This window comes from Flaviaesturariibacter aridisoli (genome assembly GCF_004343705.1).
Taxonomy (GTDB): Bacteria; Bacteroidota; Bacteroidia; order Chitinophagales; family Chitinophagaceae; genus Flavisolibacter; species Flavisolibacter aridisoli.
Map to the genome: position 1 here is coordinate 23,983 of NZ_SKFH01000013.1, position 24,868 is coordinate 48,850.

24 protein-coding genes are annotated in these 24,868 nt (G+C 60.2%); 18 read left to right on the forward strand and 6 right to left on the reverse strand.

Annotation, left to right across the window (positions count from 1 at the left end; all coding sequences use genetic code 11):
* The first annotated feature begins 109 nt into the window (after window positions 1-109).
* Both E0486_RS09850 and E0486_RS09855 read left to right on the forward strand, forming a co-directional pair.
* Window positions 110-409: a hypothetical protein gene (locus E0486_RS09850; protein WP_131851999.1), complete on the forward strand. Its 300-nt coding sequence runs from the start codon at window positions 110-112 to the stop codon at window positions 407-409.
* Between the two features lie 33 nt (window positions 410-442).
* Window positions 443-892: a response regulator gene (locus E0486_RS09855; RefSeq protein WP_131852000.1), complete on the forward strand. Its 450-nt coding sequence runs from the start codon at window positions 443-445 to the stop codon at window positions 890-892.
* 121 nt (window positions 893-1,013) lie between these two features.
* Here the strand turns inward: E0486_RS09855 and E0486_RS09860 are convergent, their stop codons facing one another.
* Window positions 1,014-1,625, reverse strand: a complete 612-nt coding sequence (locus E0486_RS09860) for a hypothetical protein (RefSeq protein ID WP_131852001.1) — start codon at window positions 1,623-1,625, stop codon at window positions 1,014-1,016.
* A gap of 78 nt (window positions 1,626-1,703) precedes the next feature.
* Here E0486_RS09860 and ggt point away from each other — a divergent pair, with 78 nt between their 5' ends.
* The gene (gene ggt / locus E0486_RS09865) at window positions 1,704-3,407 is read left to right on the forward strand and encodes a gamma-glutamyltransferase (protein WP_243697414.1); all 1,704 of its coding nucleotides are present in this window, start codon (window positions 1,704-1,706) and stop codon (window positions 3,405-3,407) included.
* 124 nt (window positions 3,408-3,531) lie between these two features.
* Window positions 3,532-4,191, forward strand: a complete 660-nt coding sequence (locus E0486_RS09870) for a porin family protein (RefSeq protein ID WP_131852003.1) — start codon at window positions 3,532-3,534, stop codon at window positions 4,189-4,191.
* A gap of 325 nt (window positions 4,192-4,516) precedes the next feature.
* Here the strand turns inward: E0486_RS09870 and E0486_RS09875 are convergent, their stop codons facing one another.
* On the reverse strand, window positions 4,517-5,575 hold the full coding sequence (locus E0486_RS09875; protein WP_131852004.1) for an isoaspartyl peptidase/L-asparaginase family protein: 1,059 nt from the start codon (window positions 5,573-5,575) through the stop codon (window positions 4,517-4,519).
* Window positions 5,576-5,829: 254 nt separating this feature from the next.
* On the opposite strand from E0486_RS09875, the gene E0486_RS09880 reads away from it, so the two are divergent.
* From E0486_RS09880 to E0486_RS09890, 3 genes are all read left to right on the forward strand, one after another.
* Window positions 5,830-10,602 carry a translocation/assembly module TamB domain-containing protein gene (locus E0486_RS09880; RefSeq protein ID WP_131852005.1) on the forward strand — a complete coding sequence of 1,591 codons (4,773 nt, stop codon included), beginning with the start codon at window positions 5,830-5,832 and terminating at the stop codon, window positions 10,600-10,602.
* A gap of 179 nt (window positions 10,603-10,781) precedes the next feature.
* A complete protein-coding gene (locus tag E0486_RS09885; protein WP_165917274.1) occupies window positions 10,782-11,219 on the forward strand; it encodes a response regulator in 438 nt (145 codons plus the stop codon).
* Window positions 11,216-11,773, forward strand: a complete 558-nt coding sequence (locus E0486_RS09890) for a UbiX family flavin prenyltransferase (RefSeq protein ID WP_131852007.1) — start codon at window positions 11,216-11,218, stop codon at window positions 11,771-11,773. Before E0486_RS09885 ends, E0486_RS09890 begins: the two co-directional genes overlap by 4 nt.
* 233 nt (window positions 11,774-12,006) lie before the next feature.
* Here E0486_RS09890 and E0486_RS09895 read toward each other — a convergent pair whose 3' ends face one another.
* A complete protein-coding gene (locus E0486_RS09895) occupies window positions 12,007-14,274 on the reverse strand; it encodes an aconitate hydratase (protein ID WP_131852008.1) in 2,268 nt (755 codons plus the stop codon).
* Between the two features lie 151 nt (window positions 14,275-14,425).
* Between E0486_RS09895 and E0486_RS09900 the strand changes: the two genes are divergently transcribed.
* Window positions 14,426-14,647, forward strand: coding sequence for a PspC domain-containing protein (locus E0486_RS09900; protein ID WP_131852009.1), 222 nt, complete (start codon window positions 14,426-14,428; stop codon window positions 14,645-14,647).
* A gap of 130 nt (window positions 14,648-14,777) precedes the next feature.
* Here the strand turns inward: E0486_RS09900 and E0486_RS09905 are convergent, their stop codons facing one another.
* Together E0486_RS09905 and glmM are read right to left on the reverse strand one after the other, a co-directional pair.
* The gene (locus E0486_RS09905; RefSeq protein ID WP_243697415.1) at window positions 14,778-15,956 is read right to left on the reverse strand and encodes a cysteine desulfurase family protein; all 1,179 of its coding nucleotides are present in this window, start codon (window positions 15,954-15,956) and stop codon (window positions 14,778-14,780) included.
* A 150-nt stretch (window positions 15,957-16,106) separates the two neighbouring features.
* Window positions 16,107-17,507: a phosphoglucosamine mutase gene (gene glmM / locus E0486_RS09910; RefSeq protein ID WP_131852010.1), complete on the reverse strand. Its 1,401-nt coding sequence runs from the start codon at window positions 17,505-17,507 to the stop codon at window positions 16,107-16,109.
* Window positions 17,508-17,690: 183 nt separating this feature from the next.
* On the opposite strand from glmM, the gene E0486_RS09915 reads away from it, so the two are divergent.
* From E0486_RS09915 to E0486_RS09950, 8 genes are all read left to right on the forward strand, one after another.
* Window positions 17,691-18,440: a class I SAM-dependent methyltransferase gene (locus tag E0486_RS09915; protein WP_131852011.1), complete on the forward strand. Its 750-nt coding sequence runs from the start codon at window positions 17,691-17,693 to the stop codon at window positions 18,438-18,440.
* Window positions 18,441-18,572: 132 nt separating this feature from the next.
* Window positions 18,573-19,298, forward strand: coding sequence for an SGNH/GDSL hydrolase family protein (locus tag E0486_RS09920; RefSeq protein WP_131852012.1), 726 nt, complete (start codon window positions 18,573-18,575; stop codon window positions 19,296-19,298).
* A 431-nt stretch (window positions 19,299-19,729) separates the two neighbouring features.
* Complete coding sequence (locus E0486_RS18850) at window positions 19,730-20,104, forward strand: HPF/RaiA family ribosome-associated protein (protein ID WP_165917275.1); 375 nt, start codon at window positions 19,730-19,732, stop codon at window positions 20,102-20,104.
* Between the two features lie 60 nt (window positions 20,105-20,164).
* On the forward strand, window positions 20,165-20,518 hold the full coding sequence (locus tag E0486_RS09930; protein WP_131852013.1) for a hypothetical protein: 354 nt from the start codon (window positions 20,165-20,167) through the stop codon (window positions 20,516-20,518).
* A 123-nt stretch (window positions 20,519-20,641) separates the two neighbouring features.
* Window positions 20,642-21,142, forward strand: coding sequence for a hypothetical protein (locus E0486_RS09935; RefSeq protein WP_131852014.1), 501 nt, complete (start codon window positions 20,642-20,644; stop codon window positions 21,140-21,142).
* 66 nt (window positions 21,143-21,208) lie between these two features.
* Complete coding sequence (locus E0486_RS09940) at window positions 21,209-21,661, forward strand: response regulator (RefSeq protein WP_131852015.1); 453 nt, start codon at window positions 21,209-21,211, stop codon at window positions 21,659-21,661.
* Window positions 21,662-21,682: 21 nt separating this feature from the next.
* Window positions 21,683-21,937, forward strand: a complete 255-nt coding sequence (locus E0486_RS09945; RefSeq protein WP_131852016.1) for a hypothetical protein — start codon at window positions 21,683-21,685, stop codon at window positions 21,935-21,937.
* Between the two features lie 194 nt (window positions 21,938-22,131).
* Window positions 22,132-22,401, forward strand: coding sequence for a KGG domain-containing protein (locus E0486_RS09950; RefSeq protein ID WP_131852017.1), 270 nt, complete (start codon window positions 22,132-22,134; stop codon window positions 22,399-22,401).
* Window positions 22,402-22,504: 103 nt separating this feature from the next.
* Here E0486_RS09950 and E0486_RS09955 read toward each other — a convergent pair whose 3' ends face one another.
* Window positions 22,505-23,488, reverse strand: a complete 984-nt coding sequence (locus tag E0486_RS09955) for a long-chain-fatty-acid--protein ligase (protein WP_243697416.1) — start codon at window positions 23,486-23,488, stop codon at window positions 22,505-22,507.
* Between the two features lie 46 nt (window positions 23,489-23,534).
* Between E0486_RS09955 and E0486_RS09960 the strand changes: the two genes are divergently transcribed.
* Together E0486_RS09960 and E0486_RS09965 are read left to right on the forward strand one after the other, a co-directional pair.
* Window positions 23,535-23,999 carry a hypothetical protein gene (locus tag E0486_RS09960; RefSeq protein ID WP_131852018.1) on the forward strand — a complete coding sequence of 155 codons (465 nt, stop codon included), beginning with the start codon at window positions 23,535-23,537 and terminating at the stop codon, window positions 23,997-23,999.
* A 3-nt stretch (window positions 24,000-24,002) separates the two neighbouring features.
* A complete protein-coding gene (locus E0486_RS09965) occupies window positions 24,003-24,848 on the forward strand; it encodes a UbiA family prenyltransferase (RefSeq protein WP_131852019.1) in 846 nt (281 codons plus the stop codon).
* Window positions 24,849-24,868 lie beyond the last annotated feature (20 nt).

Genomic DNA, 24,868 nt, shown 5'->3' on the forward strand with positions numbered 1-24,868 from the left:
TTTCGCGGAAACCAGTTAACCACGCACAACCGCCCCCACTGGGGATAACTTGAACCTGCCCGCAATCAGAGGAAGCATTACTTTGTCGAATCAGAATAGTTTTCAGCGTATGACGAAAAAAGCGATTGGTGCGGGAGAGTTCAGTGAACTAAGCGCGGAGCAACAACTTCGCCTGCTGCACCGGGAAGGAGTATACATCGGAAAGCGAAAGCTGGAAGAACGGATGATCGTCCTGTTTCAACTATACGGATTTTACGTAGAAGTCTACTACCGGCACTACCGGCGCGTGGTGGCGCACCTGCACGTGACCACCGACGCCGACGTGCTGCTGCCCTACCTGAGCCAGGTCAACGTGCGCGACCTGGACGGGAAAGACGGCCCCGGAAGCGTCGGGAACGACGGACGATAAACCTGCGCTGCTTACCAAAGAACCAAAACTGCCATGACCCAATCACTGCCGCCCAAAAGCCTGATCCTGTACGCCGACGACGACCCGGATGACCGCCAGCTGCTCACCGAGGTTTTCGCCGACTATGGCAGCATCCTCGAGCTCCTGACCTTCCCCGACGGAGACCGGCTGCTCGCATACGTGGAGGGCCTCCGGCCGCTGCAGCCGCAGCCCGGCCTTATCATCCTCGACCTGAACATGCCCGTGCTCGACGGCATCGCCACGCTGCGCCACCTCCGCAACCTGGCGCACTACGACGAGGTGCCCATCGTGCTGTTCACCACCTCCACGCAGCCCCACGATGCGCTCCGCGCCCGCCAGTACGGCGCCGGCTTCGTGACGAAGCCGCTCACCTTTGCGCAGGTGCACCAGATCGTGGACCAGATGCTGGAACACTGCCCGAAGGAACTGCAGGAAAAAGTAGCGCGCCTCCGGGGCAAATAAAAAGCCCCCCGCTTGCGCGGAGGGCTATGTTGCCAGGCCGGACGGGTTTCGGTACGCGCTACTGACAACAGGTCGTTCGTGGTGCAAGGACACTCCAAAAATAATTTTTATTCTCCATCTATCAAAGCCTCCGGACAGTAACTGAGTCCACGGCGATGTCGAGGCTTTCCGACCCCGACCAAAGCCGGAAGCCGATGTTGCTCCCGTACAGCGCCTGCGCCCGCACGATCCCGGCCCGCTTCCCGTTGATGATCAGGGTAAAATACCCGTTTTGCTTGCGGAGTACCACCGTATTCTCGCTGTTGCCGCGCTTTACGAAGTCGTTAGTCTCGCTGCGGATGATATCCGCCGGCTCCGCTCCCTTGTTGGCCAACACAAAGTCGCCGTTGCCGGTGATGCCGGCAAAATGAAAGTAGCCGCTTTTCGGGTCGAGGCCGGCGCAGAGACCGAAATAATAGGCATCCGTACCCGAAAGCTTACGCACGGTAAAGCTGATCTCCACGTCTCCCGAACCGGGCAGGTCGATGGGAATGGTGGCAAACCAGCTGCCGCCGCCCGAGTGGATGTAATATTTTCCTTCCGCAACCGCAAACGAATACTGGTTCGTCTTTTCGTGCAGCCAGCCATTCTGGTTGCTGCTGAAGTCCTCCTGCAAGAGCACTCGGGAGCTTTGAGCGTTTAGTTGAAGGGCGCCTGCGAGCAGCGCTGCGGCGAGCAAGAAACGACGTTTCATAAAGGAGCGGTTTATTTTTAGCTTTGGCCGGATAACCCGGAATCGTCACGGGTCCTTCAATAAAATTAAATGAATCCTTTGAACCTGCGGAACCTGCTCCTGCTCCCCTTCCTGACCCTGCTCGCCTGTACCCCGGCGCGAAAACTGGCCGTCTACCCTTTTCAGTACTCGGTGCAGAAAAAAGCGGAAGCCACGCACGGGGCCGTCGTCTCCGCCCATCCCCTCGCGTCGCAGGTGGGCCTGGCCATCCTGAAAAAGGGCGGTAATGCCTTTGATGCGGCCATCGCCACGCAGCTGACCCTCGCAGTGGTGTACCCCGGTGCCGGCAACATCGGCGGCGGAGGCTTCCTCGTGGGCCAGACGGCCGCCGGCAAAACGCTGGCCCTCGACTTCCGCGAAACCGCCCCGGCGGCCGCCCACCGCGACCTCTACCTCGACGCACAAGGCGCGGTGCACCCCACCAAAAGCATCAGCGGGCACCTTTCCGGCGGCGTGCCGGGCACGGTGGCAGGCCTGTTCGAAACGCACCGCTACGCCCGGCTTCCCTTCCGCGACCTGATCGCCCCGGCCATCGAGCTGGCCGAAGGCGGCTTCGCCATCACGGAACACGAGGCCGCGGGCCTGAATCATTTTCGCGACTCCTTTCTGAAATACAACAGCCGCCCCACCGCCTTCGTGCGCGCAACACCCTGGAAGGCGGGCGACACCCTGCGCCAGACCGAGCTGGCCGCCACCCTCCGCCGCATCCGCGACGAAGGGCTCCCGGGCTTTTACGGCGGCGAGACGGCCCGCCTCGTGGTGGAAGAAATGCAACGTGGCGGCGGTATCATCAGCGCCGCCGACCTGTCGGCTTATACCGCCAAGTGGCGCGAGCCGCTGCGGTTTGCCTATAAAGGATACGAGGTTGTTTCGATGCCCATGCCCAGCAGCGGCGGCACCCTGCTGGCGCAAATGCTGCGGATGACCGAAGGCTACCCGCTGGCCGCTTACGGGCACAACAGCGCAGCCGCCGTGCAGCTCATGACCGAAGTGGAGCGCCGCGCCTTCGCCGACCGCGCCGAGCATATGGGCGACGCCGATTTCTACCCGGTGCCGCAGGCCGGCCTGCTCGACTCCGCCTACCTGCGCGCCCGCATGCGCGACTACGTGCCCGGCCGCGCCGGCAGCAGCACGCTTACCGGCCCCGGCGCGCCCCGCAAAGTGAGCGAGCAAACCACGCACCTGAGTGTGCTTGATGCCGATGGCAATGCCGTGTCGGTAACCACCACGCTCAACAACAGTTATGGGAGCAAGACCGTCATCGGCGGCGCGGGCTTCCTGCTCAACGACGAGATGGACGACTTCAGCGCCAAGCCGGGCGTTCCGAATTTATACGGCGCCGTCGGCGGCGAGGCCAACGCGATCGCGCCCGGCAAGCGGATGCTTTCGAGCATGACACCCAGCATCGTGCTGCAAAACGGCCGCCCCTGGGCCGTGGTAGGTACGCCGGGAGGCACCACCATTCCCACCTCGGTGTTCCAGTCGATCGTAAACCTGGTCGACTTCCGGCTCGATCCCGAGGCGGCGGTCAACCGGCCCAAGTTTCACCACCAGTGGCTCCCCGACGTGGTGTACGTGGAAAAAGGCTTTCCCGTAGAAGTACGGCAGCAGCTGGAAGCCATGGGCTACAAGCTGGAAGAACGCCCGCAGATCGGCCGCACCGAGCTCATTCAGGTACTACCCGGCGGACGGATGGTCGCCATCGGCGACGGTCGCGGCGATGACGCAGCCGCCGGCTACTGAATTTTCTACCCTTCCCTTTGGGGAGGGGTTGGGGGCAGCCTTCGCTAAAGCTATGGCTACCGGCGGATGGGGCAAAAACCGTATCTTGTCCGCCCAATTCATCTAAACGCACGCTGCCTTCCGCATGCCTTTCTACCGACACAGCTTTGGCGCCCTGGCCGCCGCCCTTTTCAGCCTGACGGCTTCGGCCCAAAAAACCGAGTTCGGCGCCATCGCCGGTCCGCAATACACGACCGCGAATTATTTCCTGCATGGGAAGGAAATGGCCACCACGGGAAAGGTCGGTCTTCATGCCGGCGTCGTAGCGAAAATTCCTTTCGAAGGACGGCTGTTCTTCTCCCCTTCGCTCACGTATAGCCTTAAAGGTTTTTCCGTGGCCCTCACCGACACCTCGAGCAACCCAGGCATCGATGCGGTGGCCAACGACCTGCGCCTGCACACCGCCGAACTGGCGCCCCTGTTCACTATCTACATGGGCAAGACCAAAGACCGGGGCGCCTACGTGCAATTCGGTCCCTCGCTCGACCTGAACCTGAAGGGCAACGAAAAGGTAACGGTCAAAAGCGGGAACGTCGTCGACCGCGACATGAAATTCGGGGGCCAGGGCTACAGCCGCCTGACGCCTTCGGTGATCGTGCGCTTCGGCGTAGAGAGCGCCAAAGGCCTTTTCTTCAACGCCCACTTCCAGCAGGGCATCGGCTCGCTCAACAACAACGACTTCGGCCCGGCCATCCGCCACCGGATCGTGGGCGTCAGCGTCGGCAAGATCTTTTACCGGAAATAACGGGGAAATGTGGTGGTTTTCTACCCGCTCCGCATGCGGCGGCAGACTACAAAAATCGTTTTGGATGCGTTCCGCATACGGCGGAAGGGTAAAATCCTGGCAAACAACTGGTTAGCGTTTTCGCAAAACGGAAAGCGATTCGGAAACTTCCGGAACCGCCTTCCGCAATACGGCATAGGACTGGCTCCGAAAAGCCCGGGCAAGCCGCCTGAATCCCATCCCGTAGGTAGGGACGCGCTCCGGAAGTCGGGCAGCATCCCGCCCGGAATGCGTGCATACCTACGGCATGCGGACGTATCATCCATTATCCCATTCCCTCCCGGTCTTAGTCTTTGTAAATCTTCACCACGCCTTTTCCATCCGGGCCGATATAACCGCGGTACATGCCGGGGGTATTGAACGACATGGTGAAATTCCCGTTTTTATCCAGGGCGATGAGGCCGCCGTCGCCGCCGAGGGCAGGCACTTTTTTCTGGATCAACTCGTCGGCGGCCTTTTGCACCGTCCAGCCTTTGTATTCCATCAGGTCGCTCACCGAGCGGGCCACAGACAGGCGGATGAAAAACTCGCCCCAGCCCGTGCAACTGATGGCGCAAGTGGCGTTGGAGGCGAAGGTGCCCGCGCCGATGATGGGGGCATCGCCCACGCGGCCGAATTTCTTGTTGGTCATGCCACCGGTAGAGGTGGCGGCGGCAAGGTTGCCTGCCTTGTCGAGCGCCACGGCGCCAACCGTACCGTATTTATTATCGCGGTTGCCCGGCTGCCGGAGCAGCGCTTCCTGCTTCGGGTTGCCGGCGCCTTCCCTTTGCTGCACCTGTGCCGAGTCGAGCGCTTTGGCCCGCTGCAGGGCGCGCCAGGCGCGGGCCGTGTAGAAATAAGACGGGTCCACGATGTCGAGCCCTTGCTGCTGTGCGAACTTCTCGGCGCCCGGCCCGATCAGCATTACGTGCTCCGTTTTTTCCATCACGGCGCGGGCAGCGGTGACGGGGTTGCGGATCGTAGTGACCGAAGCTACCGAGCCGGCCTTCAACGTGGCGCCGTCCATGATGGCGGCATCTAGCTCGTTGCGGCCTTCATTGGTGAACACCGCGCCGCGCCCGGCGTTGAAGAGCGAGTCGTCTTCCAGCACCCGCACGGTGGCCTCCACCGCGTCGAGCGCGGTGCCACCACGCTCCAGCACGGCATAGCCCGCCTGCAGGGCGGATTGAAGCCCGCGCTGGTACGCGGCTTCCAACTCCGGGGTCATGTTCTTTTTGAGGATGTTGCCCGCGCCGCCGTGGATCACGAGCATGAAGTCGGGGCGCTTCGCGGACTTCTTCGTTATTTTCTGGGCACCTGCACACAGGGACAGCAGGAAGGCAAGGGCGACAAGGATTCGTTTCATGGCAAAAGTATTGCAGGGCTGTAAGATACAGTGGATTCCTGCGACCGCCCTGGCACACCGCCATCGTTCGCCGGCAAACCCGCTGTGAATTTTCACATCTCTTTGTTACCGACAGGCCATTTTGAACGGGGCTAAGGAGTGCAAAAGGCTATTTTTACACATACTAAACGGAACTACGACTGAAACGAGCGGCTAAAATACTAGGTGCGGTCCTGCTTTCCCTGCTCATACTGATCTGCCTTACGCTGGCATTCGTGCAAACCGAATGGGGCCAGAACTGGCTGGTGCACAAGGTAACGGCCCGCCTGTCGCGCGAGCTGCAGAGCCGCGTGCATATCGAACACGTGTCGATCGGCTTCTTCAACAAGCTCAACATGGAAGGCGTGCTGCTGGAAGACCGCCACAAAGACACGCTGCTGGCGGCCGGCCTGCTGCAGGTGCGGATCACCGACTGGTTTTTCCTGAAAGACAAGGCCGAGCTCGAATACATCGGTCTTAAAGACGCCACCGTCAAGCTGCAGCGCAGCGACTCGCTCTGGAATTACCAGTACCTCATCGACTATTTCAGCTCCCCTTCCACCGGGAAGAAAAAAGAATCGGGCATCGACTTCGCCTTGAAAAAGGTGAAGATCCAGAACCTGCACTTCCAGGAAAAAGACGGCTGGCGCGGCGCCGACCTCTATGCGAACGTCGGCTGGCTCGACCTCGACGCAAAGGAACTCAGCCTGACCAAAAACATCGTCGACATCGACCGCCTCCTCCTTGAAGATGCGACCTACCACGAATTCGGTTACCCGGGCACCCGGACGGCGGCCTCCAAAGCCTGGGCGAAGGCACAGCCGCAGAAGGCCGGCACCGCCACGCTGCGCTGGAACCCCGGGCGCCTCTGGATCCGCGTGGCCGACCTGCAGTTGAAGAACGCCCGCTTCCGTTCCGACAAGGACGGTGTGCTGGGCAGCACCAAGCCCTATTTCGACGCGCGCCATATCGACTTCCAGGGCATCACGGGCACCCTGAAGAATGTTCGCTTCGTACAAGACACCGTCACGGCCCGCGCCGACCTCGTGGCCCATGAGCGCGGCGGACTTCAGGTAAAGACCCTCCGCGCCGACCTGCGCTTTCACCCCGAGCTGATGGAATTCGACAAGCTGCTGATCCGCACCAACAGCAGCACGCTCCGCAACTATTTCGCCATGCGCTTCGCTTCTTTTGACGACATGAGCGACTTCGTAGACAAGGTCAAGATGGAAGGCCACTTCGACAACTCGTATGTGACCTCCGACGATATCGCACTGTTCGCACCCGCCCTCAAAAGCTGGAAACGGAGCTTTGCCATCAGCGGGCGCGTGAAGGGCCTCGTGGACGACTTCACCGGCAAGGGCGTGCAGCTCCGCTCCGGACAGACGGCCCTCAACGGCGACTTCTCCGTACAGGGGCTCACCGACCCGGAGCATGCCTTTCTCAACGTCGACGCCCGCGACCTCGTAACGAGCTACAACGATGCGGTGGCCTTCGTGCCGGCACTGCGCCGCGTAACGATGCCCAACCTGCGCAAGCTCGGCACGATCCGCTTCGCGGGCACCTACACGGGCTTCTTCGGAGACTTCGTCACCTACGGCACCCTCCACACCGCCCTGGGCTCGCTGCGCACCGACCTCAACATGAAGCTGCCCCGCGGCGGCGCACCGGTGTATTCGGGCAGTATTTCTACGGAATCGTTCAACCTCGGCCAATTCTTCAACAACACTGACCTCGGCATCGTAGACTTCCACGGCAACGTGAAGGGCCGCGGCTTTACGCGCAGCCAGCTGGATATGGACGTTAATGGCCTCATCCACCGCATACAGTTTCGCGGCTACACCTACCGCAACGTCACGGCCAAAGGCCACCTGAACAGCAACAGCTTCAACGGCGATTTCGGCATCAACGACCCCAACGTGGAGGCGACGCTCAAAGGACTAATCACTTTCGGTGGCAACGAGCCCACCTTCGACGCCACGGCCAACATCGTACGCGGCAACCTGAAAGCCCTCGGGCTGTCGAAGGAGGAACTTGCGCTCAACGGAACGTTCAAACTGAAACTGAAAGGCCGCTCGCTTTCCGACTTCACGGGCACGGCGGCCATTACCGACGCGATCCTCCTGCAGAACGGGCGACGCCTTTCGTTCGACTCGCTCTATGTATCCTCGCTGGTGACCGGCGGCGTGCGCACGCTCAGCGTGCGCTCCAACGAGCTCGACGCCGAAGTGCGCGGGCAATTCGACCTCGCCTCGATGCCCGATGCGTTCATGCTGTTCCTGAACCGCTACTACCCTGCCTACATCCGCGCCCCGCGGCACAGCAACCTGCCGCGGCAGTCTTTTACCTTCCACATCCGAACGGGCGTTATTGAAGACTACCTGAAGCTGCTCGACCCGCGTCTCAGCGGCGGCAACAACGCCGAAGTCAGCGGCGCCCTCGACCTTGCCTCCAACACGCTCACGCTCGATGCCGACGTACCGCAGTTTGGCTTTTCCCAATACGCCTTCACGGGTATCGGCGTTAATGCGCGCGGCAACCTCGACAGCCTCGTGCTCAACGGCGCCGTGGGCAATACCGTGATCAACGACAGCATCCAGCTGCCCGAAACCCGCTTCACCGTCCGGGCCAGCCACGACGTGTCGGACTTCGATATCAGCACCAATTCCAACCAGGTGGTGAACCAGGCCAGCCTCTCGGCGCGCGTCAACACGTTCGCCGACGGCCTGAGCATCCTCTTCCGGCCGTCCTCTTTTGTACTCAACGGAAAAACCTGGACGATCGACCAGGGCGGCACGCTCGACTTCCGTAGAAATACGGTAACCGAGGGCAACGTGGTGCTGCGCGAGTCGAACCAGGAGATCCGCCTCAGTACCGTGCCTGCGGAGGGCGGCGGCAATAACCTCAACGACCTGCACATCGCGTTGAAAAACCTGAACCTCGGCGACATCTCCCCCTTCCTCGTACGCAAGAACCGCATCGAAGGCCTGCTCAACGGCGAGGTGCGCATCGAGGATCCGCAGAACCTGTTTTACGTGACGGCCGATATCCAGACCGAGCAGTTGCGGGTAGACAACGATTCGGTAGGCCAGCTGCAGGCGCACCTCAATTACAACAAGCGCACCGGCGCACTGCGGGCTACCGGCAACACGATCGACGCGGCGCACCAGCTGAAGTTCAACGTGGATATGGACGTGGACGACAGCAGCAATACCCACGAAGACCGCATCGTATTGCAGGCCATCGACTACCCGGTGACCTACCTGGAAAACTTCGTCGGCAACCTGTTCAGCGACCTGCGCGGCTTTGTAACCGGCGAGCTGGCCATCATAGGTGAAGGCGCCAACCGGCGCTACGTGGGCAAGCCGCGCCTCCGCGACGCCTCGATGAAGGTGAAGTTTACGCAGGTGCGCTATTGGCTTTACGATACCGAGATCGACCTGCAGGAGCACGCCATCCGCCTGGACCACCTGCGTCTCCGCGATGATTCGGTGGCCTCCGTTGCTGAACGCCAGGGACGCACGGCCACCATTAATGGCAGTATTGCACACGATGGCTTCCAGAACATGGTATTCGACCTCGTGGCGAAAACCGACAACGGGCCCATAACACTGATCAACACGACGTACAACGACAACCAGACCTTCTACGGGCGCGCCAAAGGCACCGGCACCTTCTCGCTGCAGGGACCGCAGGAGAATATGAACATGAACATCGACGTGCGCGCCTCCGACCGCGACTCGTCGTGGATCACGCTGCCGCCCTCGAAGAACCGCGAGTCGGGCGCTGCCGACTTCCTGGTGGAGCGCAAATACGGCACGGAGATGACGCCCACGAACCTGTCGACGGGCGCCTCCAACGTGCACTACAACGTGAACCTGACGGCCAACCCACTGGTGAACATCGAGGTGATCCTCGACGACCTCACGGGCGACGCCATCCGCGGCCACGGCAACGGCGACCTCACCATCCGCTCGGGCACTAACGAGCCCCTGTCGATCAACGGTACCTACTTCATTACCGACGGTAATTACCTGTTTACGTTCCAGTCGTTCTTCAAAAAGCCCTTTACACTGAAACCCAACGCCAACAACTATATCCGTTGGAACGGCGATCCCTACAACGCGCAGGTGAGCATCCAGGCGGTATACAATGCCGAGAACGTGCGCTTTGGTCCGTTGGTGCAAAGCCTCGCCCTCAACGACACCCGCCTGGAGCGCGCGCGCGGCGATGTGTTTGTGGCGGTGGAACTGACCGGCGCGCTCTTCCAGCCGAAATTCAAGTTTAACCTCGACTTCCCCGAATCGAGCCCCGTTCGCTCCAATCCGTCCTTCGCCTATGGCCTGCAGCAGATCGAAAACAATCCCAACGAGATCACCAAGCAGGTGACCTACCTGATCGTCTTCAACTCTTTTGCACCCTATCAAACCGGTGAAGGCCAGGGCAGCGGCGTCATCAACGACTTTACGTTCAGCACGCTCTCGGGACTTCTCTTCAGCCAGGTCAACAAGCTGTTGAACCAGGTGCTGGGCCGGGTGCTGGCCAACAACAAAGTGACGCTCAACTTCTCCGGCTCCCTGTATAACCGCGATCTCATCACCCAGACCAACCGCGGTTTTGGTGTTAATACCAGCTCCCTGAACGTCAGCCTGAGCGCACCCGCCGGCGACCGTGTACAGATCACGCTGGGAGGCACCTTCGACGTACCGATACCCGGTAACAACAATGATATCAACCAGCGGATCTACCTCTACCCCGACGTCAGTGTCGATGTACTCATCAACCGTTCGGGCTCCATCCGCGCTACCTTCTTCTACACCCAATCGCCCGACCTGCTGGTAAGTGGGACCCAAACCAAGACAATCAACAACCAGCGTGCGGGGGCCAAACTGTCGTACCGCAAAGAGTTCAGCTCGTTCAAGGACCTGTTCCGCCGCCGCAAAAAGCAGGAGCCCGCGCCCGACAGTACCCGCGCAAACGCCGAGGCAAACGATCCCACGAAGCGATAGACAAAAACGCAGATCCCGTAAGCGGGATACGCAGATGGTTATGATTTAATGTGATTCGATTCGTAGTAACAATAGCTGCCGCGAATCATAAAAATCAAATAGCAGCTGCGTTAGTTCCCTCAATGCCGATTCCCGATTGCCGAGCCCGCTCCTGCCGTACTTTTACCCAAATGCGCTCCATGGCTTCCGAACCATACATCCTGATGCTGGGACAAGACCGCGACGACCAGCAACTCACCATTGATATATTGAACGACCTGGGCCTCGACCTGCCCCTGCGTTTCGTGCCCGGCTCGGCGCGGTTGTATGCCGCGCTGGAAGAGCAGGTGCCGATCCTGGTGCTGCTTGATTTCAACCTGAAGCCCGAAACGGGCCTCGACATCCTGGAAGCGATCCGTGCGCGGCCCGAATGGCGCGCCATTCCCGTGGTGTTGCTCGGCGACAGCCGCGACGCGGCCTTTGTTGGACGCTGCTACGCCGCCGGTGCCAACAGCTACGTAGTCAAGCCGTCGTCGCTGGAAGGCACGCGCCGCGTCATTGGCGGCTTTTTCACCTATTGGCTGCAGGTGGCCGAAACGCCGATGCATTCCGCCGAACCAAATCCCATTGCCCGATGAAGAAAATTGCTGTAGCCATAACCGGCGCCAGCGGCGCCATCTACGCGCGCCTCCTGCTCCAGAAACTGGAGCAGCTGCAGGCGCAATGCTCGGAGGTATCGGTGGTGCTGAGCGACAACGCGAAGTACAACTGGGAAATGGAGCTCGGGGAAAAAGACTACGAGCGCTTTCCCTTCCGCTACTTTTCGAAGAACGACTTCATGGCACCTTTTGCCTCCGGCTCGGCGCGCTACGATGCCCTCATCGTGGCGCCCTGCTCGATGGGCACGCTGGGCCGCATCGCAGGTGGCATCTCCAACGACCTCATCACCCGCGGCGCCGACGTGATGCTCAAGGAACGCAAAAAGCTGATCCTCGTGCTGCGCGATACGCCCTACAACCTGGTGCACATCCGCAACATGGAAACCATAACGCTCGCCGGCGGCATCATCTGCCCGGCAACGCCGTCATTCTATTCAAAGCCCAGGACGATCGAAGAAGCTGCACTCACGGTGGTGGACCGGGTGATCGACCTTGCCGGGCTCGAGAATGAATCCTTTCGCTGGGGAGGTTGACGGCGCCAGCCGTCATTGCGCGCGCAGCGTCCCGAAGCCTCGGGGCAAACTCCCCGACCTTAAGACAGTCCGCAATAGAAACCGAGCCTCGCATAGTCAAAGCAGGAAACCTACTTTTTTCAATCTGCCTGCGTAGCGGTGTAGTTTGCTTCGCTACGCTCGCAATGACAAAGGCCCTTCGCTATGCGAAGGGCCTTTGTTCTATTCCGTGATTTCCGTGTATTCCGTCAGCCTTACGCGCTCGCGAACTGCTTGCGGATCAGGTTCAGTGCCGAACCGGCCTTGAACCACTCGATCTGCTGCTGGTTGTACGTGTGGTTCACTTTGACCTTGTCGGAAGTGCCGTCCTGGTGGTTGAACACGAGGGTCAGCTGCTTGCCGGGCGCGAAGTCGGTGAGCCCGATGATGTCGATCGTATCGTCTTCCTGGATCTTGTCGTAGTCGGCCTTGTCGGCGAAGGTGAGGGCCAGCATACCCTGCTTCTTCAGGTTCGTTTCGTGGATGCGGGCGAAGCTCTTCACGAGGATGGCGCGCACACCGAGGTGGCGGGGTTCCATGGCGGCGTGCTCGCGGGAGGAGCCTTCACCATAGTTCTCGTCGCCAACCACTACCGAGCCGAGGCGGGCGGCCTTGTAGGCACGCTGCGTGGCCGGCACGGGACCGTATTCACCGGTCAGGCCGTTTTTCACCTTGTCGGTTTCGTTGTTGAAGAAGTTGACCGCCCCGATCAGCATGTTGTTGGAGATGTTGTCGAGGTGACCGCGGTACTTCAGCCAGGGACCGGCCATCGAGATGTGGTCGGTGGTGCACTTACCGCGCACCTTGATGAGGAGGCGAAGGCCTTTCAGGTCAGTGCCTTCCCAGGCCGGGAACGGCTCCAGGAGCTGCAGGCGCGTGCTGTCGCCGGCAACGAGCACGTGTACGTTCGAGCCGTCGGCGGCCGGACCCTGGTAGCCCGGGTCTTCTACCTTGAAGCCGGTGGGCGGCAGCTCGTAGCCCTTGGGCTCGTCGAGGAGCACCTGCTCGCCTTTCTCGTTGGTCAGCTTGTCGGTGAGGGGGTTGAACGACAGGCGGCCGGCGATGGCGAAGGCCGTTACCAGTTCGGGCGATGCCACGAAAGCATGGGTGGAGGCAAAGCCGTCGTTGCGCTTGGCGAAGTTGCGGTTGAAGGAGGTCACGATCGTATTCTTACGGGTCGGATCGTCCATATGACGGGCCCACTGACCAATGCAGGGACCGCAGGCGTTGGCCAGAACGATACCGCCGATCTCGCCGAAGGTATTGAGGTAGCCGTCCTTTTCAATGGTATAGCGCACCACTTCCGAACCGGGGGTGATGGTGAACTCGGAAGCCACCTTCAGCCCTTTCGTTTTGGCCTGCGCGGCCACGGAGGCGGAGCGGGAAATGTCTTCGTAGGAGGAGTTGGTGCAGGATCCGATGAGGGCTACTTCCACCGTGTCGGGCCAGCCGTTGGCGGCTACCGCTTCGGCCATTTTGGAAATGGGCGTAGCCAGGTCGGGTGTAAAGGGACCGTTGACGTACGGCTCCAGCGTGCTGAGATCAAGCTCGAGCACCTGGTCGTAAAATTTGGCGGGGTTGGCATATACCTCGGGATCGGGGCGCAGGTGCTGGCGAACGCCGTCGGCGCAATCAGCCACTTCTTCGCGGCCGGTAGCACGGAGGTAGGCGGCCATTTTCTCGTCGTAGCCGAACACGGAGCAGGTAGCGCCGATCTCGGCACCCATGTTACAGATGGTGGCTTTGCCGGTGCAGCTCAGGCTGTCGGCGCCGTCGCCGAAATATTCCACGATGGCACCGGTGCCGCCTTTCACGGTCAGCTGTCCCGCTACCCAGAGGATGACGTCTTTGGCCGAGGTCCAGCCGTTCATCTTGCCGGTCAGCTTTACGCCGATCAGCTTGGGCATTTTGAGTTCCCAGGGGAGGCCCGCCATCACGTCTACGGCGTCGGCGCCACCCACTCCGATGGCCACCATACCGAGGCCGCCCGCGTTGGGGGTATGGGAGTCGGTGCCGATCATCATACCTCCGGGGAAGGCGTAGTTTTCGAGCACTACCTGGTGAATGATACCGGCGCCGGGCTTCCAGAAGCCGATCCCGTACTTATTGGAAATGGACGACAGGAAGTCGTACACCTCGCGGTTGATGTCGATGGCCTTGTCCAGGTCCTGCTTGGCGCCTACCTGGGCCTGGATCAGGTGATCGCAGTGCACCGTGGAGGGTACGGCTACGCGGCTGCGGCCGCAGGTATCGAACTGGAGCAGGGCCATCTGGGCCGTGGCATCCTGCATGGCCACGCGGTCGGGCGCGAAGTCGACATAGTCCTTGCCGCGCTCCAGCACACGCGCTGCCGGGGTGAACGTATGGGAATAAAGAATCTTTTCAGCCAGGGTCAGGGGCCGTCCTACCAGCTTGCGGGCTGCGGCCACCTTCAGGGGGAGCTCAGTGTACACCTTCCGGATCAGTTCGAGATCGAATAACATGGGCGCTCTGTTTTTTAAGGCCCGAGTGCAAACTCAGGCACTGTGTTTGTAGAAGAGTTATCTGTAAAGTGGTGCAAATTTATGGCAAAACCCGGTACGAAAGCGGGGCTGCTCCTTCGGTAAAAAGGAAGGAAAACGATACATTCGCAATATGAACCGGCTTAAGGATTTTATCGAGTGGCAGGCCTTCGGCGTCTGCACCGCTATCGGCGAGCGGATGGGGATCGCCACCTCGCGCATCCGCATGTGGTTCATCTACGTATCGCTCCTCTCCTTCGGCTCGCCCGTCATCATTTACATGGTCCTTGCTTTCTGGATGAACATGAAGCGCTATATGGGCGCCGCACGGCGGAACCCCTGGTGGAACCTGTAAAGAACCGGTTAGTCCATTAACTGGTTGATTTTTTAATAGAGGCTTGAAATAACTAGATAAGAAAAAGAAATGGCGCTCCTGGGGAGCGCCATTTCTTTTTAGCAGATTACCCGGTTAATGGATTACCCGGTTACACCAACTCTTTCAGCGTATCCACCACCCGATCGATTTCTTCTTTGTTATTGAACCGGCTGAAGGAAAACCGGATCGTCACCCAGTCGCTGGCTTTGTTGAGGGCCTTCATGACGTGCGAACCGATATCGGCACCCGAGGAACAGGCCGAGCCGCCCGACACGCAGATGTGGCGCATGTCGAGGTTCATCAGCAGGAACTCGGTCTTTTCGCTTCTCGGGAAGCAGACACTCAGCACCGTGTACAGCGACTGCGGGCTGCAGTTGAACGACACACCCGGGATCTCCGCATCGATGCGGGTGCGCATGTGGGCGCGCAGCTCCTGGATGTAGCGGCTGTCTTCGGGGTAGCGGCTCATGGCCAGTTCCAGTGCCTTGGCGAAGCCAACGATGCCATATACGTTCTCCGTGCCGGCGCGCATGTTGCGCTCCTGGCCGCCGCCGAGGATCATGGGCTTGATGTTGATCTCCTCGCTGACATACAAGATGCCCGTGCCTTTGGGGCCGTGGAACTTATGACCGGCACCCGAAATAAAGTGCACGTGCAGGTCGTCGAGGTGGAGGGGATAATGACCGACGGTCTGGACGCAGTCGGAATGAAAGATGGCGTCGTGCTGCTTGCACAGCTCGCCCACCTTTTTGATCGGGAGCAGCACGCCGATCTCGTTGTTGGTGTGCATCAGCGACACGAGGCAGCGAACGCCCTTTTCGCGCTGGGCGGCCAGCTGCCGGTCGAGGTCTTCGAGGTCCACGCTGCCGTCTTCGTGCAGGGCCACAAAGCTGTGGGTCACTTCGTTGCCGCTGCCCCAGTATTCCACGGTGTGCAGCACGGCGTGGTGCTCGATGGGCGAGGTAATGATATGGGTGCAGCCGAGGTCGCGCACGGACGCCGCAATGGCGGTATTGTTGCTTTCGGTGCCACCCGACGTAAAGAAAATGGCGCCGGGGCGGGTGCCGAGCAGCTTCGCGACCGTCTTCCGCGCCGTTTCAATGGCCAGGCGGGTTTCCCGTCCGTAAGAATAGATCGAGGAAGGGTTGCCGAAATGCGACTGCATATAAGGAAGCATCGCCGCCAGCACCTCGGGGTCGAGGGCCGTGGTCGCGGCATTGTCTAAATAAATGCGGTTGTCGGTCATAGGGCTGGCCGGGGGGGCGGTCTGCGTGCGGGTTTGTTCCATAGTGCGGGCCTTCTTTACGGCCGCAAAGGTACAATTCAAGTTTGTAGTTTGTCGTTTATAGTTTGTGGTTTCCCCGCCAGGGGCGGGCGGCAAACCTGATCACCGGCGCAAACGGGCGCCAGCCAACCACAAACTATAAACTACAAACTGTTAAAAACCCGAACTCAGCTCCCGGATGTCGTTCATCAGCTTCCGGGCGATGTTATTGGCGGTCGTTTCGAAGTTGCTTTCGGCGTAGATGCGGATGATCGGCTCCGTATTCGACGTGCGCAGGTGCACCCAGTCGGTGTCGAACTCGATCTTGAGGCCGTCTTCGGTGTTGATCGGGTTGTTCTTGTATTTTTTCTTGATCTGATCGAAGATGTTGCTCACATCCAGGTCCTTTTCGAGCTCGATCTTGTTTTTCGAGATAAAATAGTCGGGGTAGTTGGCGCGGAACGACTTCAGGCTCGTTTTCTTCGACGCCGCGAAGTGCGACAGGAAGAGGGAGATGCCGATGAGGGCATCGCGGCCGTAGTGGAAGTCGGGCACGATGATGCCGCCGTTGCCTTCGCCGCCGATGACGGCCTGCTGGTCCTTCATCTTCTGCACCACGTTCACCTCGCCCACCGCCGAGGGGAAATACTGGCCGCCGCGCTTCAGGGTGATCTCCTTGAGGGCCTTGGTGGAGCTCATGTTGCTCACCGTGTTGCCGGGGCACTTGCTCAGCACGTAGTCGGCCACGGCCACCAGCGTGTATTCTTCGCCGAACATGGAGCCATCCTCGCATACAAAGCACAGGCGGTCAACGTCGGGGTCGACGGCGATACCGAAGTGGGCGTTCTGTTTCACCACCTCGTTGCTCAGCTGCGTGAGGTGCTCGGGCAGCGGCTCGGGGTTGTGGGCAAAGCGGCCCGTCACCTCCCCGTTGAGGAGGATTACCTCGCTCACACCGAGGGCAGTGAGGAGCTGCGGGATCACCAGGGCGCCGGTGGAGTTGACGCAGTCGACCACCACTTTGAATGCGCGCTTCTCGATGGCTTTTTTGTTGGTCAGGGCGTAATCGAGCACGAGGTCGATGTGCTTTTGCATCCAGGAATCGTCGCGGGATACGGAGCCGAGCTTTTCCACGCCGGGAAAGGTGATCGACTCCTGGGCGGCGCGCTCGAGCACCTGGGCGCCGAGTGCACCGGAGATGAATTCGCCTTCGCCGTTGAGCAGCTTCAGGGCGTTCCACTCCTTCGGGTTGTGCGAGGCGGTGATGATGATGCCGCCGCTGGCGCCTTCGGCCTTCGTGGCCAGCTCCACGGTGGGGGTCGTAGACAGGCCGAGGTCGATCACCTGGATACCGAGGCCCACCAGGGTGTTGATGACCAGCCCGCTGACGAGCTCACCGCTCATGCGGCCGTCGCGGCCCACCACGATCTTCACCGGGGCGGTTTTGTCGGCACCCTCAAGAATGAGGGAGCCATAGGCTGCGGTAAACTTCACTACATCGATCGGTGTCAGGTTTTCCCCCGGCTTGCCGCCGATGGTGCCCCGGATACCGGAGATACTCTTAATTAATGCCACGTACGTTCCGTTTTTGGGCGCCAAAAATACGGCAAAACAACCAGGGTTCTTAAGGTTCTTGGGGTTCTGAGGGTTTTGGGGGTTGTTCGGGTGGTGCTGGTTGGTACGGTTTTCAGGAGGGCGACGTGGAACCTTTAGAACCTTAAAAACCCTGAGAACCTTTTCCACCCCTAGTTTTGTGGCATGGCTGCAACGATCGACCGCGAATGGTACACGAGCTGGTTTAATTCCGATTATTACCACAAGCTCTATTTTGACCGCGACGAGCGGGAGGCCGAGGCCTTCCTGGGCCGCCTCATCGGGCACCTGCAGCCCGCCCCCGGCAGCCGCGCCCTCGACGTAGCCTGCGGCAAGGGCCGCCACAGCCGCTTTCTCGCCGCCCAGGGCTTCGACGTCACGGGCATCGACATCTCCCCCGAAAGCATCGCCTATGCCAGCCAATACGAATCGGAGCAGCTCCACTTCGCCGTGCACGACATGCGCCTCCCCTTCTGGGTCAATTACTTCGACTACACCTTTAACTTCTTTACCTCCTTCGGTTACTTCGCCACCCGCCGCGAGCACGACGACGCGCTCCGCACCATGGCCCTGTCGGTGCGCCCCGGCGGCACCGTGCTCATCGACTACCTCAACGTTCACTACGTGGAAGACCGCCTCGTGCACCACGACGAAAAGATCATCGGCGACACCCGTTACGAGATCCACCGCTGGCACGACAACGACCATTTCTTCAAAAAGATCATCGTCACCGACCCGGCCCTCGACGGCGGACTGACGCACACCGAAAAGGTGGCCAAGTTCAGCCTCGGCGACTTTACCGACATGCTCGCCTTCCAGGGACTGCAGGTGCAGGAAGTGTTCGGCGACTACAACCTGGGGCAATACGACGTGCGGAAATGCCCGCGCCTGATCGTGCTGGCACGGAAGCCGTGAGGCGGGAGGCGTGAAGCGTGAGGCGGGAGGCGTGAGCCCGCGATGCGCGGCGACGAAGAAGAACCAGTTCTTTGTTCACGCCTCACGCTTCACGCCCCTGAACTTTCCGCCCCTTTTTTGCGTACATAGGATATGACATTCCTGAAAGCAATCCTCGGCCTGGGGCTTCTCCTGTCGGGCTGCAGCAAAAAGCCCGCAGCCCTGGTTGCACCGCCGGCGCCCACTCCTGCATTGCCCGCCCCGGCACCGCCGGCTCCCGGCCTGGCCTACCTCGCGCTGGGCGATTCGTATACGATCGGCCAAAGCGTAGGCGAGACCGAACGCTTTCCCTACCTGCTCACCAGCCGGCTGGCCGACTCGGGCCTGCGGGTGGGTAACCTGCGCTACATCGCCCGCACCGGCTGGACCACCGACGAGCTGCAGGCGGCCATCGCCGCCGGTGCACCCACCGGCAACTGGGACCTGGTGACACTGCTGATCGGGGTAAACGACCAGTACCGCGGCCGCGATACGGCTTCCTATGCCCCGCGCTTTACCCAACTGCTCCAGACCGCCATCAGCCTGGCCGGCGGCCGGCCCACCCATGTATTTGTGCTGTCTATTCCTGACTATAGCGCCACACCCTTTGTGTCCGCCGCCAACAAAGCCCGTGTGAGCCGCGCCATCGACGATTTCAATGCCGTCAACCGGCGTATTACGGAAGCGTATGGCGTGCGTTACACCGACATTACACCCGAAAGCCGCCTCGCCGCCGGCGACCCCGGGCTGCTGGCGGCCGACAACCTCCACTACTCGGCAAGGGAGCACGCGATCTGGGCGGAAAAACTGCTGCCAAAAGTGACGGCGGTGCTGAGGTAGGCTTCGGAACGGGTTGGGCCGGGACCAAACACCGATGTTTGACCCCGGATCAGGGTTGATTTGGCGCCAAACAACGTTGTTTGGTGCCGGAACGGGTTGATTTTCCTCCAAACAACGTTGTTTGAAGGAAAATCAGGTCTGATTTACTCCCAAACAAAAGGAATGGACCCAAATCAGGGTTGATTTACCTCCAAACACCAGTTTGGTCTCAACCAAAAGCTGAATTGGAAGTTCGAAGTCGGAAGTCGGAAATGACAACCCCTGAAGATGGGGCGAGGCCAAACTGCCGGAGGCGCGCACGCCTCACGCTTCACGCTTCACGCCTCACGCTTCACGCTTCACGCCTGACGCCTCACGCTTCACGCCTCCCGCCTCACGCCTCACGATTTTGGTGCGATGTTAGTAGTCGTTACCTACTAAAAATCAGAGCTATGGACATTATCATTCAGTCGCTGGGCTTCAAGCACAGCAGTGAGCTGGAAGGCTATATTCGGGAGAAACTGGACAAGCTGAAACCCAATGACCGCATCATCCGCGCCAACGTGACCCTGTTCCAGGGCCCCGACCGCACTACTCCCGAGGATTATTGCGAGATCCGCCTCGAAGTACCCGGCCCGGACCTGTTTGTAAAGGAGCGCGCGCTTTCCTTCGAGCAATCGGTGGATTCCTGCGTGAACGTGCTGGCCACCCAGCTGAAGCGGGCCCGCGAAAAGCAGATCGGCCACAGCCAGCGCAACGCGCCCAACGATATCCTCACCGATCAGCTGCTGGCGGCGGACGAAGATGAAGACGAAGCCCTCAGTTAAGCGATGGCGTAATTATTGACAGGTTGAGCTACACAGATGATCTTTAAAAACGACAGACGTATGAAAACAAGAAACATCGCGCAAGGCGCCCGCTCGCTGGGCCTGACCCTGGCGCTGGCTACCGTGAACCTGGCCGTTTGGGCGCAGGACGGCGGTTCCTCCACCGGTGGCGGAGGCAGTTCCTCTTCCACATCGAGCACAAGCACGAGTACGCATTCGGTAAGCCTTACCGACGGCGGCTCCAACTGGTACAACTCGCCCTGGGTTTGGGTGATCGGCGCCGCGGTATTCATCCTGCTGCTGGTAGCCCTGCTCGGCGGCAGCCGCTCGCGGAGCCGCACCACTACCACAACGACCACCGATGCCGGCGACCGTGTAACGACTGTTCGCCGCGACGACGTGGACGAAGTGTAAGCGTGAACCGTGAAGCGTGAGGCGTGAACTGCATGGGTTCACGGCTCACGCCTCACGCCTCACGTTTTGGGTGGACGTACTTATCTTGCCGTTTTTTCGTTTGAACTGAAAACGCCCACCCTCATGGACGAACAAGCTTTCCTGCAGCGTCTTTCCGAAAAGGCCGACAAACTGCACATCAACCCGTTTCTGCTGCTTTCCGGACTCGAAGGCCTTTATACCTTCCGTGAAGTTCCGCTCAACGCCCTGAATATGGACTACCTCGACAGCCTCGTGCTGTCACTCTTCGCCCTGCGCATCGGCGACCAGTTTCACGCGCTTGCCGAGGCCGGGCTACAGGGGGGAACCGAGGCGGCGCAGGCGGCCGCCCGGCGCGAGCTGGAGCCCATTTCCGGCGAAGAGCTGGAAACCACTTCCAACGAATACCTCCGATCCTTTGCCGGCATCCTGCAGGGCAGCACGCCCCTGCGCCGGTACCACGAAAAGGCCCTGGAGGCCGCCGCCCTCGAGGTGAGCGCCGTACAGCAGCGCTATGGCAGTCCGAGCATCGGCAGCATCCTGATCCATGTGTGCAAGACCGAGCTCGGTGACGTGCTTCCCCTGGGCTCCCTGTTTTCCGCCTGAGCCGTGGTACTTTCGCGCATTTGCCTACTTTTGTCGCACCCTTAACGAACCCCTAATCCTACGAATATGCAAAAACGGAATTACCGGATTTTGCTTGTGGAAGACGATGCGGATGACCGCTACATCATGCAGCAAGCCTTCAATGAACTTTCTGCCGCCGACGACGTGCGGATGTTCTGCTCCGGCGACGAGTTGAACACCTACCTCCAGGAGCTTCCCGATGCCTCCCTCCCCGAGCTTTTTGTGCTGGATTACAATATGCCCGCGATCAACGGGGCCGAGCTGGCGCTCCACCTGATGGGCAAGGAACGCTTCCGCCAGATACCCGTAGTGCTCTACTCTACCGGCATGAGCCCCAAAATGCAGCAGGACCTGTTGCAGAAGGGTGTGTTGCGTTGTTTTGAAAAAGGAATGGAATACGCCGAAGTGCTGGGCCTGGCCCGCATCCTGTTGCAATTGCTCCCCGGCGGGCCCGAAAATGCCGGCGCCCGAAATGGCACTCTGTTTGAACTGGGTTAAGGGAACGCTAACCTGACACCCATGACAAAAATCAACTTCAGCGCCCGTACGTCGGGCGAGCAACGCCGCATCCTGCTCGAGGAGGGCGCGTATCTCGGTCACCGCAAAGACAGTCCCTGGTCGGTGCTTCTTTACCAACTCCGTGATTTCTATGTAGAAGTGTTCTTCTCGATGGAGAACCTGGACATCCGGCATATCGAAGCCTTCGACGACACGGACCGCCTCGACCCCTATCTGGAAAATATTTCCCTGGAGGTGCTCACCGAAGGCTGGTAAAAACCTGTAGAAAACGCCCACCGTTTTCCCCGAAAAAAGCGAAACAGTCCGCCCGTAGCGTAGAATAGTAGGGGCAATGCCCCAAACCCGCGCCCGGCGGCCCGTTGAGGGGCGGTGAGGCACAGTTTTTTTGAGTACAGCAGCCGACAGGTGGAACACCCTTTACCATTTACCAACGCACTAAACGTTTATCTATGAACGAGAACAGAATCAACGGAGACAACCAGGGCCAAAGAGAGCAAAGCAACGGCGCTGAACGCAAGCGTTCCAACCGCGGTTTTGCTGCCATGAGTCCGGAACGCCAGCGCGAGATCGCTTCCAAAGGTGGTCGTGCCGCCCACGAGCAGGGAGTGGCGCACCAGTGGACCAGCGAAGAAGCGCGCGAGGCCGGTCGCAAAGGCGGCATGAACTCCCGCGGCGGACGCCGCCAGCAAAGCCGCGGCCAGGAAGGCCCGGCCCTCTAGGCCCAAAAGCAAAAAGCTTTGTAAAGCCCGGTGTAGTCCGGGCTTTTTCGTGCGCATGCCAGTAGTGCATTCAACTACAAACTCCAAACTATAAACTACAAACTCACAACGCCAGCAGGCTGCAACCACGCACGTCGGTATGATCCATGCGTCCCAGCACCTCGAACCGATTGCCTTCCTGCATGCGTGCGATGTCTTCTGTCGCAATAAAACTACAGGAGTAGTAGTTGGCAAGGTCCATCACACAGAGGCGCCCTGTGCGCCCCGGAGCGCTGCTCCAAGCGGCCGGATCGTCTTCCTCCGCCACAAAGGCCCGCAGCCAGGATGGCGTTTCAAATACTCCCTCCGCGCGGGCATAGGCCTGCGACAGCAATTCCGTCATCCCGTATTCCGAATGCACCGCCGGCAGGTCAAAGGCTTGGCGCAGGGCCGCATGTACTTCGCTGCGCAGCAGCTCGCGCCGGCGCCCCTTCATTCCGCCGGTTTCCATCACGATCGTATGGGACAGCGGCATCGGGTGGGCGGCCGCAAAATCGAGCAGGGCGTAGGTCACCCCAATGAGCAGGGTGCGCTCCCCGGCCGCTTCACCGGCACGCAGCGATGCGGCAAGGGCCTCGTGGTCGTGCAGGAAAAAACCGCTGCCCGGGTGGCTGCTGCGGTCCATAAAGCGCTGCACCATGTGCACCAGCGAGCTTTGCCCGCGCTCGAGGTACGAAGGCAGCAGGGCGAGGATCCGCAATCCTTTCAAAGGACCATACAGCCGCTCGAAGGCCGTGAAGGCGGCCGTGTCGTAAAGAGCTGCATCCTTCACATAGTGGCGACTAGTGGCGGCGCCGGTGGTACCGCTACTTTCAAACACGAGGGCCGGCTCGAAGGCACCGCAAACGACACGTTCGGTTTTGAAAAAAGAGATCGGCAGAAAGGGGATCTGCCCGAAAGCGGCAACACCATCCGGGCGCACGAGGTCGCAGAACCGGCGGTATAGCGGGTTGTGGGCATGCTGGAACCGGAACACGTCCAGGGCTGCTGCCCCGAAACCCGCTTCGGTTAAGTGAAATATTTTAGAGAGGGGCGCAACGTAGCTCAAAATATACCTGTCAAACGATTAAATTTGTTTCGATCAACCCCGCATGATGAAGAACTACCTCCTAGCCTTTTCGTTCCTGGCCCTGCTTGCGGGGTGCAACAAAGATAAATTCCAGACGGCGCCCCAGCTCACCTTATTGGAAGCCGGCAACCTCGAGGTGCCCTACGGCGGCGCGCTGCGCCTCCGCCTGGAGTTTACCGACAAGGAAGGCGACGTGGACGACACCCTCTTTATCCGCCGCGTGCGCATCAACCAGCGCAGCACGCCCACGGTGCGCGACAGCCTCAAGATCAAGGTGCCCGACTTCCCCGACCGCAACAAGGGCGAGATCGTGCTGGACCTCACCTACCAGAATTACCTCATTTCTTCCGCCGCGCCGCTCAATGTGCCCAACACCAACCCGCCCGTCAAGGAGTCGGACTCGCTCATCTATAAGTTCGTGCTGAAAGACAAGGCCGGCAACAAGAGCGACACCCTGGTGGTTAATGGCATCGTGGTGCAACGCCGCTAACCTGTGCGTTTCCTCCGCTCCCTGTACGACTGGGCACTTTTCACCAGCTTTTTTATCGCCGTCTGCGCCGTGATCATGACGGCCCAGGCCTCGTATTTCTACGGGTTGCCGCCGCAGCCGTCCCTGCTGGCCTTCGTGTTTACCGGAACGCTGTGCAGCTACAACTTTCACTGGATGCTCACGCCGGCGCTTTACGGCGAGAGTGTCAAGGCCGCCTGGTCGTACCGGCACAAAAAACTCCATGCGGCCCTTTTTGGCATCAGCGCCCTGGCTTCGGCCTGGCTCACGTGGCAGCTGCGCTACGAATGGCCCTGGCTGCTGCTGACCGCCTTTATTACCTTCCTCTATTCAGCGCCCAAGATCCCCTTCGCCCCCTTCACCTGGCTGCGGCAGGTGGCGGTGGGAAAAACGGCTTTCCTGGCCCTGGCCTGGACGCATATCCCCTTTATCCTTCCCCTGGTGCTCAGCGGGGCCGCCTGGCGGATGCAGGACTACCTCTTCGTCTTCAACCGCTTTTACCTCATCTACCCCATCTGCATCCTGTTCGACTGGCGCGACCGCGAATCTGACCGCCGCGAAGGCATCCGCAGCCTCGTTACACAGCTTCCTGAAGCGGGTATCCGGCGCCTGTTTGCCGGCTCGCTGGCCGTTTTCTTTGCGAGCCTGCTGGCGATGGGCTTTTACGGCGTAGGGCTCGCCACGTTGCTCTGGCTGGCCCTCCCGGGCGTACTGCTGGCCTTCCTATACCGGCGCGCGCACCGGCCCCGGTCCGATTATTTTTACTATTTCGTGCTCGATGGCCTCATGGCCCTGTCGAGCCTGGGCCTGCTGATGGCTCACTTTACCTAAATTTGCTCCCTAATCAACGC

Coding starts and splice junctions, on each gene's coding strand:
- E0486_RS09850 (WP_131851999.1), top strand. CDS start 110: ATGACGAAAAAAGCGATTGGTGCGGGAGAGTTCAGTGAACTAAGCGCG.
- E0486_RS09855 (WP_131852000.1), top strand. CDS start 443: ATGACCCAATCACTGCCGCCCAAAAGCCTGATCCTGTACGCCGACGAC.
- E0486_RS09860 (WP_131852001.1), bottom strand. CDS start 1,625: ATGAAACGTCGTTTCTTGCTCGCCGCAGCGCTGCTCGCAGGCGCCCTT.
- E0486_RS09870 (WP_131852003.1), top strand. CDS start 3,532: ATGCCTTTCTACCGACACAGCTTTGGCGCCCTGGCCGCCGCCCTTTTC.
- E0486_RS09875 (WP_131852004.1), bottom strand. CDS start 5,575: ATGAAACGAATCCTTGTCGCCCTTGCCTTCCTGCTGTCCCTGTGTGCA.
- E0486_RS09885 (WP_165917274.1), top strand. CDS start 10,782: ATGGCTTCCGAACCATACATCCTGATGCTGGGACAAGACCGCGACGAC.
- E0486_RS09890 (WP_131852007.1), top strand. CDS start 11,216: ATGAAGAAAATTGCTGTAGCCATAACCGGCGCCAGCGGCGCCATCTAC.
- E0486_RS09895 (WP_131852008.1), bottom strand. CDS start 14,274: ATGTTATTCGATCTCGAACTGATCCGGAAGGTGTACACTGAGCTCCCC.
- E0486_RS09900 (WP_131852009.1), top strand. CDS start 14,426: ATGAACCGGCTTAAGGATTTTATCGAGTGGCAGGCCTTCGGCGTCTGC.
- E0486_RS09905 (WP_243697415.1), bottom strand. CDS start 15,956: ATGGAACAAACCCGCACGCAGACCGCCCCCCCGGCCAGCCCTATGACC.
- E0486_RS09915 (WP_131852011.1), top strand. CDS start 17,691: ATGGCTGCAACGATCGACCGCGAATGGTACACGAGCTGGTTTAATTCC.
- E0486_RS09920 (WP_131852012.1), top strand. CDS start 18,573: ATGACATTCCTGAAAGCAATCCTCGGCCTGGGGCTTCTCCTGTCGGGC.
- E0486_RS18850 (WP_165917275.1), top strand. CDS start 19,730: ATGGACATTATCATTCAGTCGCTGGGCTTCAAGCACAGCAGTGAGCTG.
- E0486_RS09930 (WP_131852013.1), top strand. CDS start 20,165: ATGAAAACAAGAAACATCGCGCAAGGCGCCCGCTCGCTGGGCCTGACC.
- E0486_RS09935 (WP_131852014.1), top strand. CDS start 20,642: ATGGACGAACAAGCTTTCCTGCAGCGTCTTTCCGAAAAGGCCGACAAA.
- E0486_RS09940 (WP_131852015.1), top strand. CDS start 21,209: ATGCAAAAACGGAATTACCGGATTTTGCTTGTGGAAGACGATGCGGAT.
- E0486_RS09945 (WP_131852016.1), top strand. CDS start 21,683: ATGACAAAAATCAACTTCAGCGCCCGTACGTCGGGCGAGCAACGCCGC.
- E0486_RS09950 (WP_131852017.1), top strand. CDS start 22,132: ATGAACGAGAACAGAATCAACGGAGACAACCAGGGCCAAAGAGAGCAA.
- E0486_RS09960 (WP_131852018.1), top strand. CDS start 23,535: ATGAAGAACTACCTCCTAGCCTTTTCGTTCCTGGCCCTGCTTGCGGGG.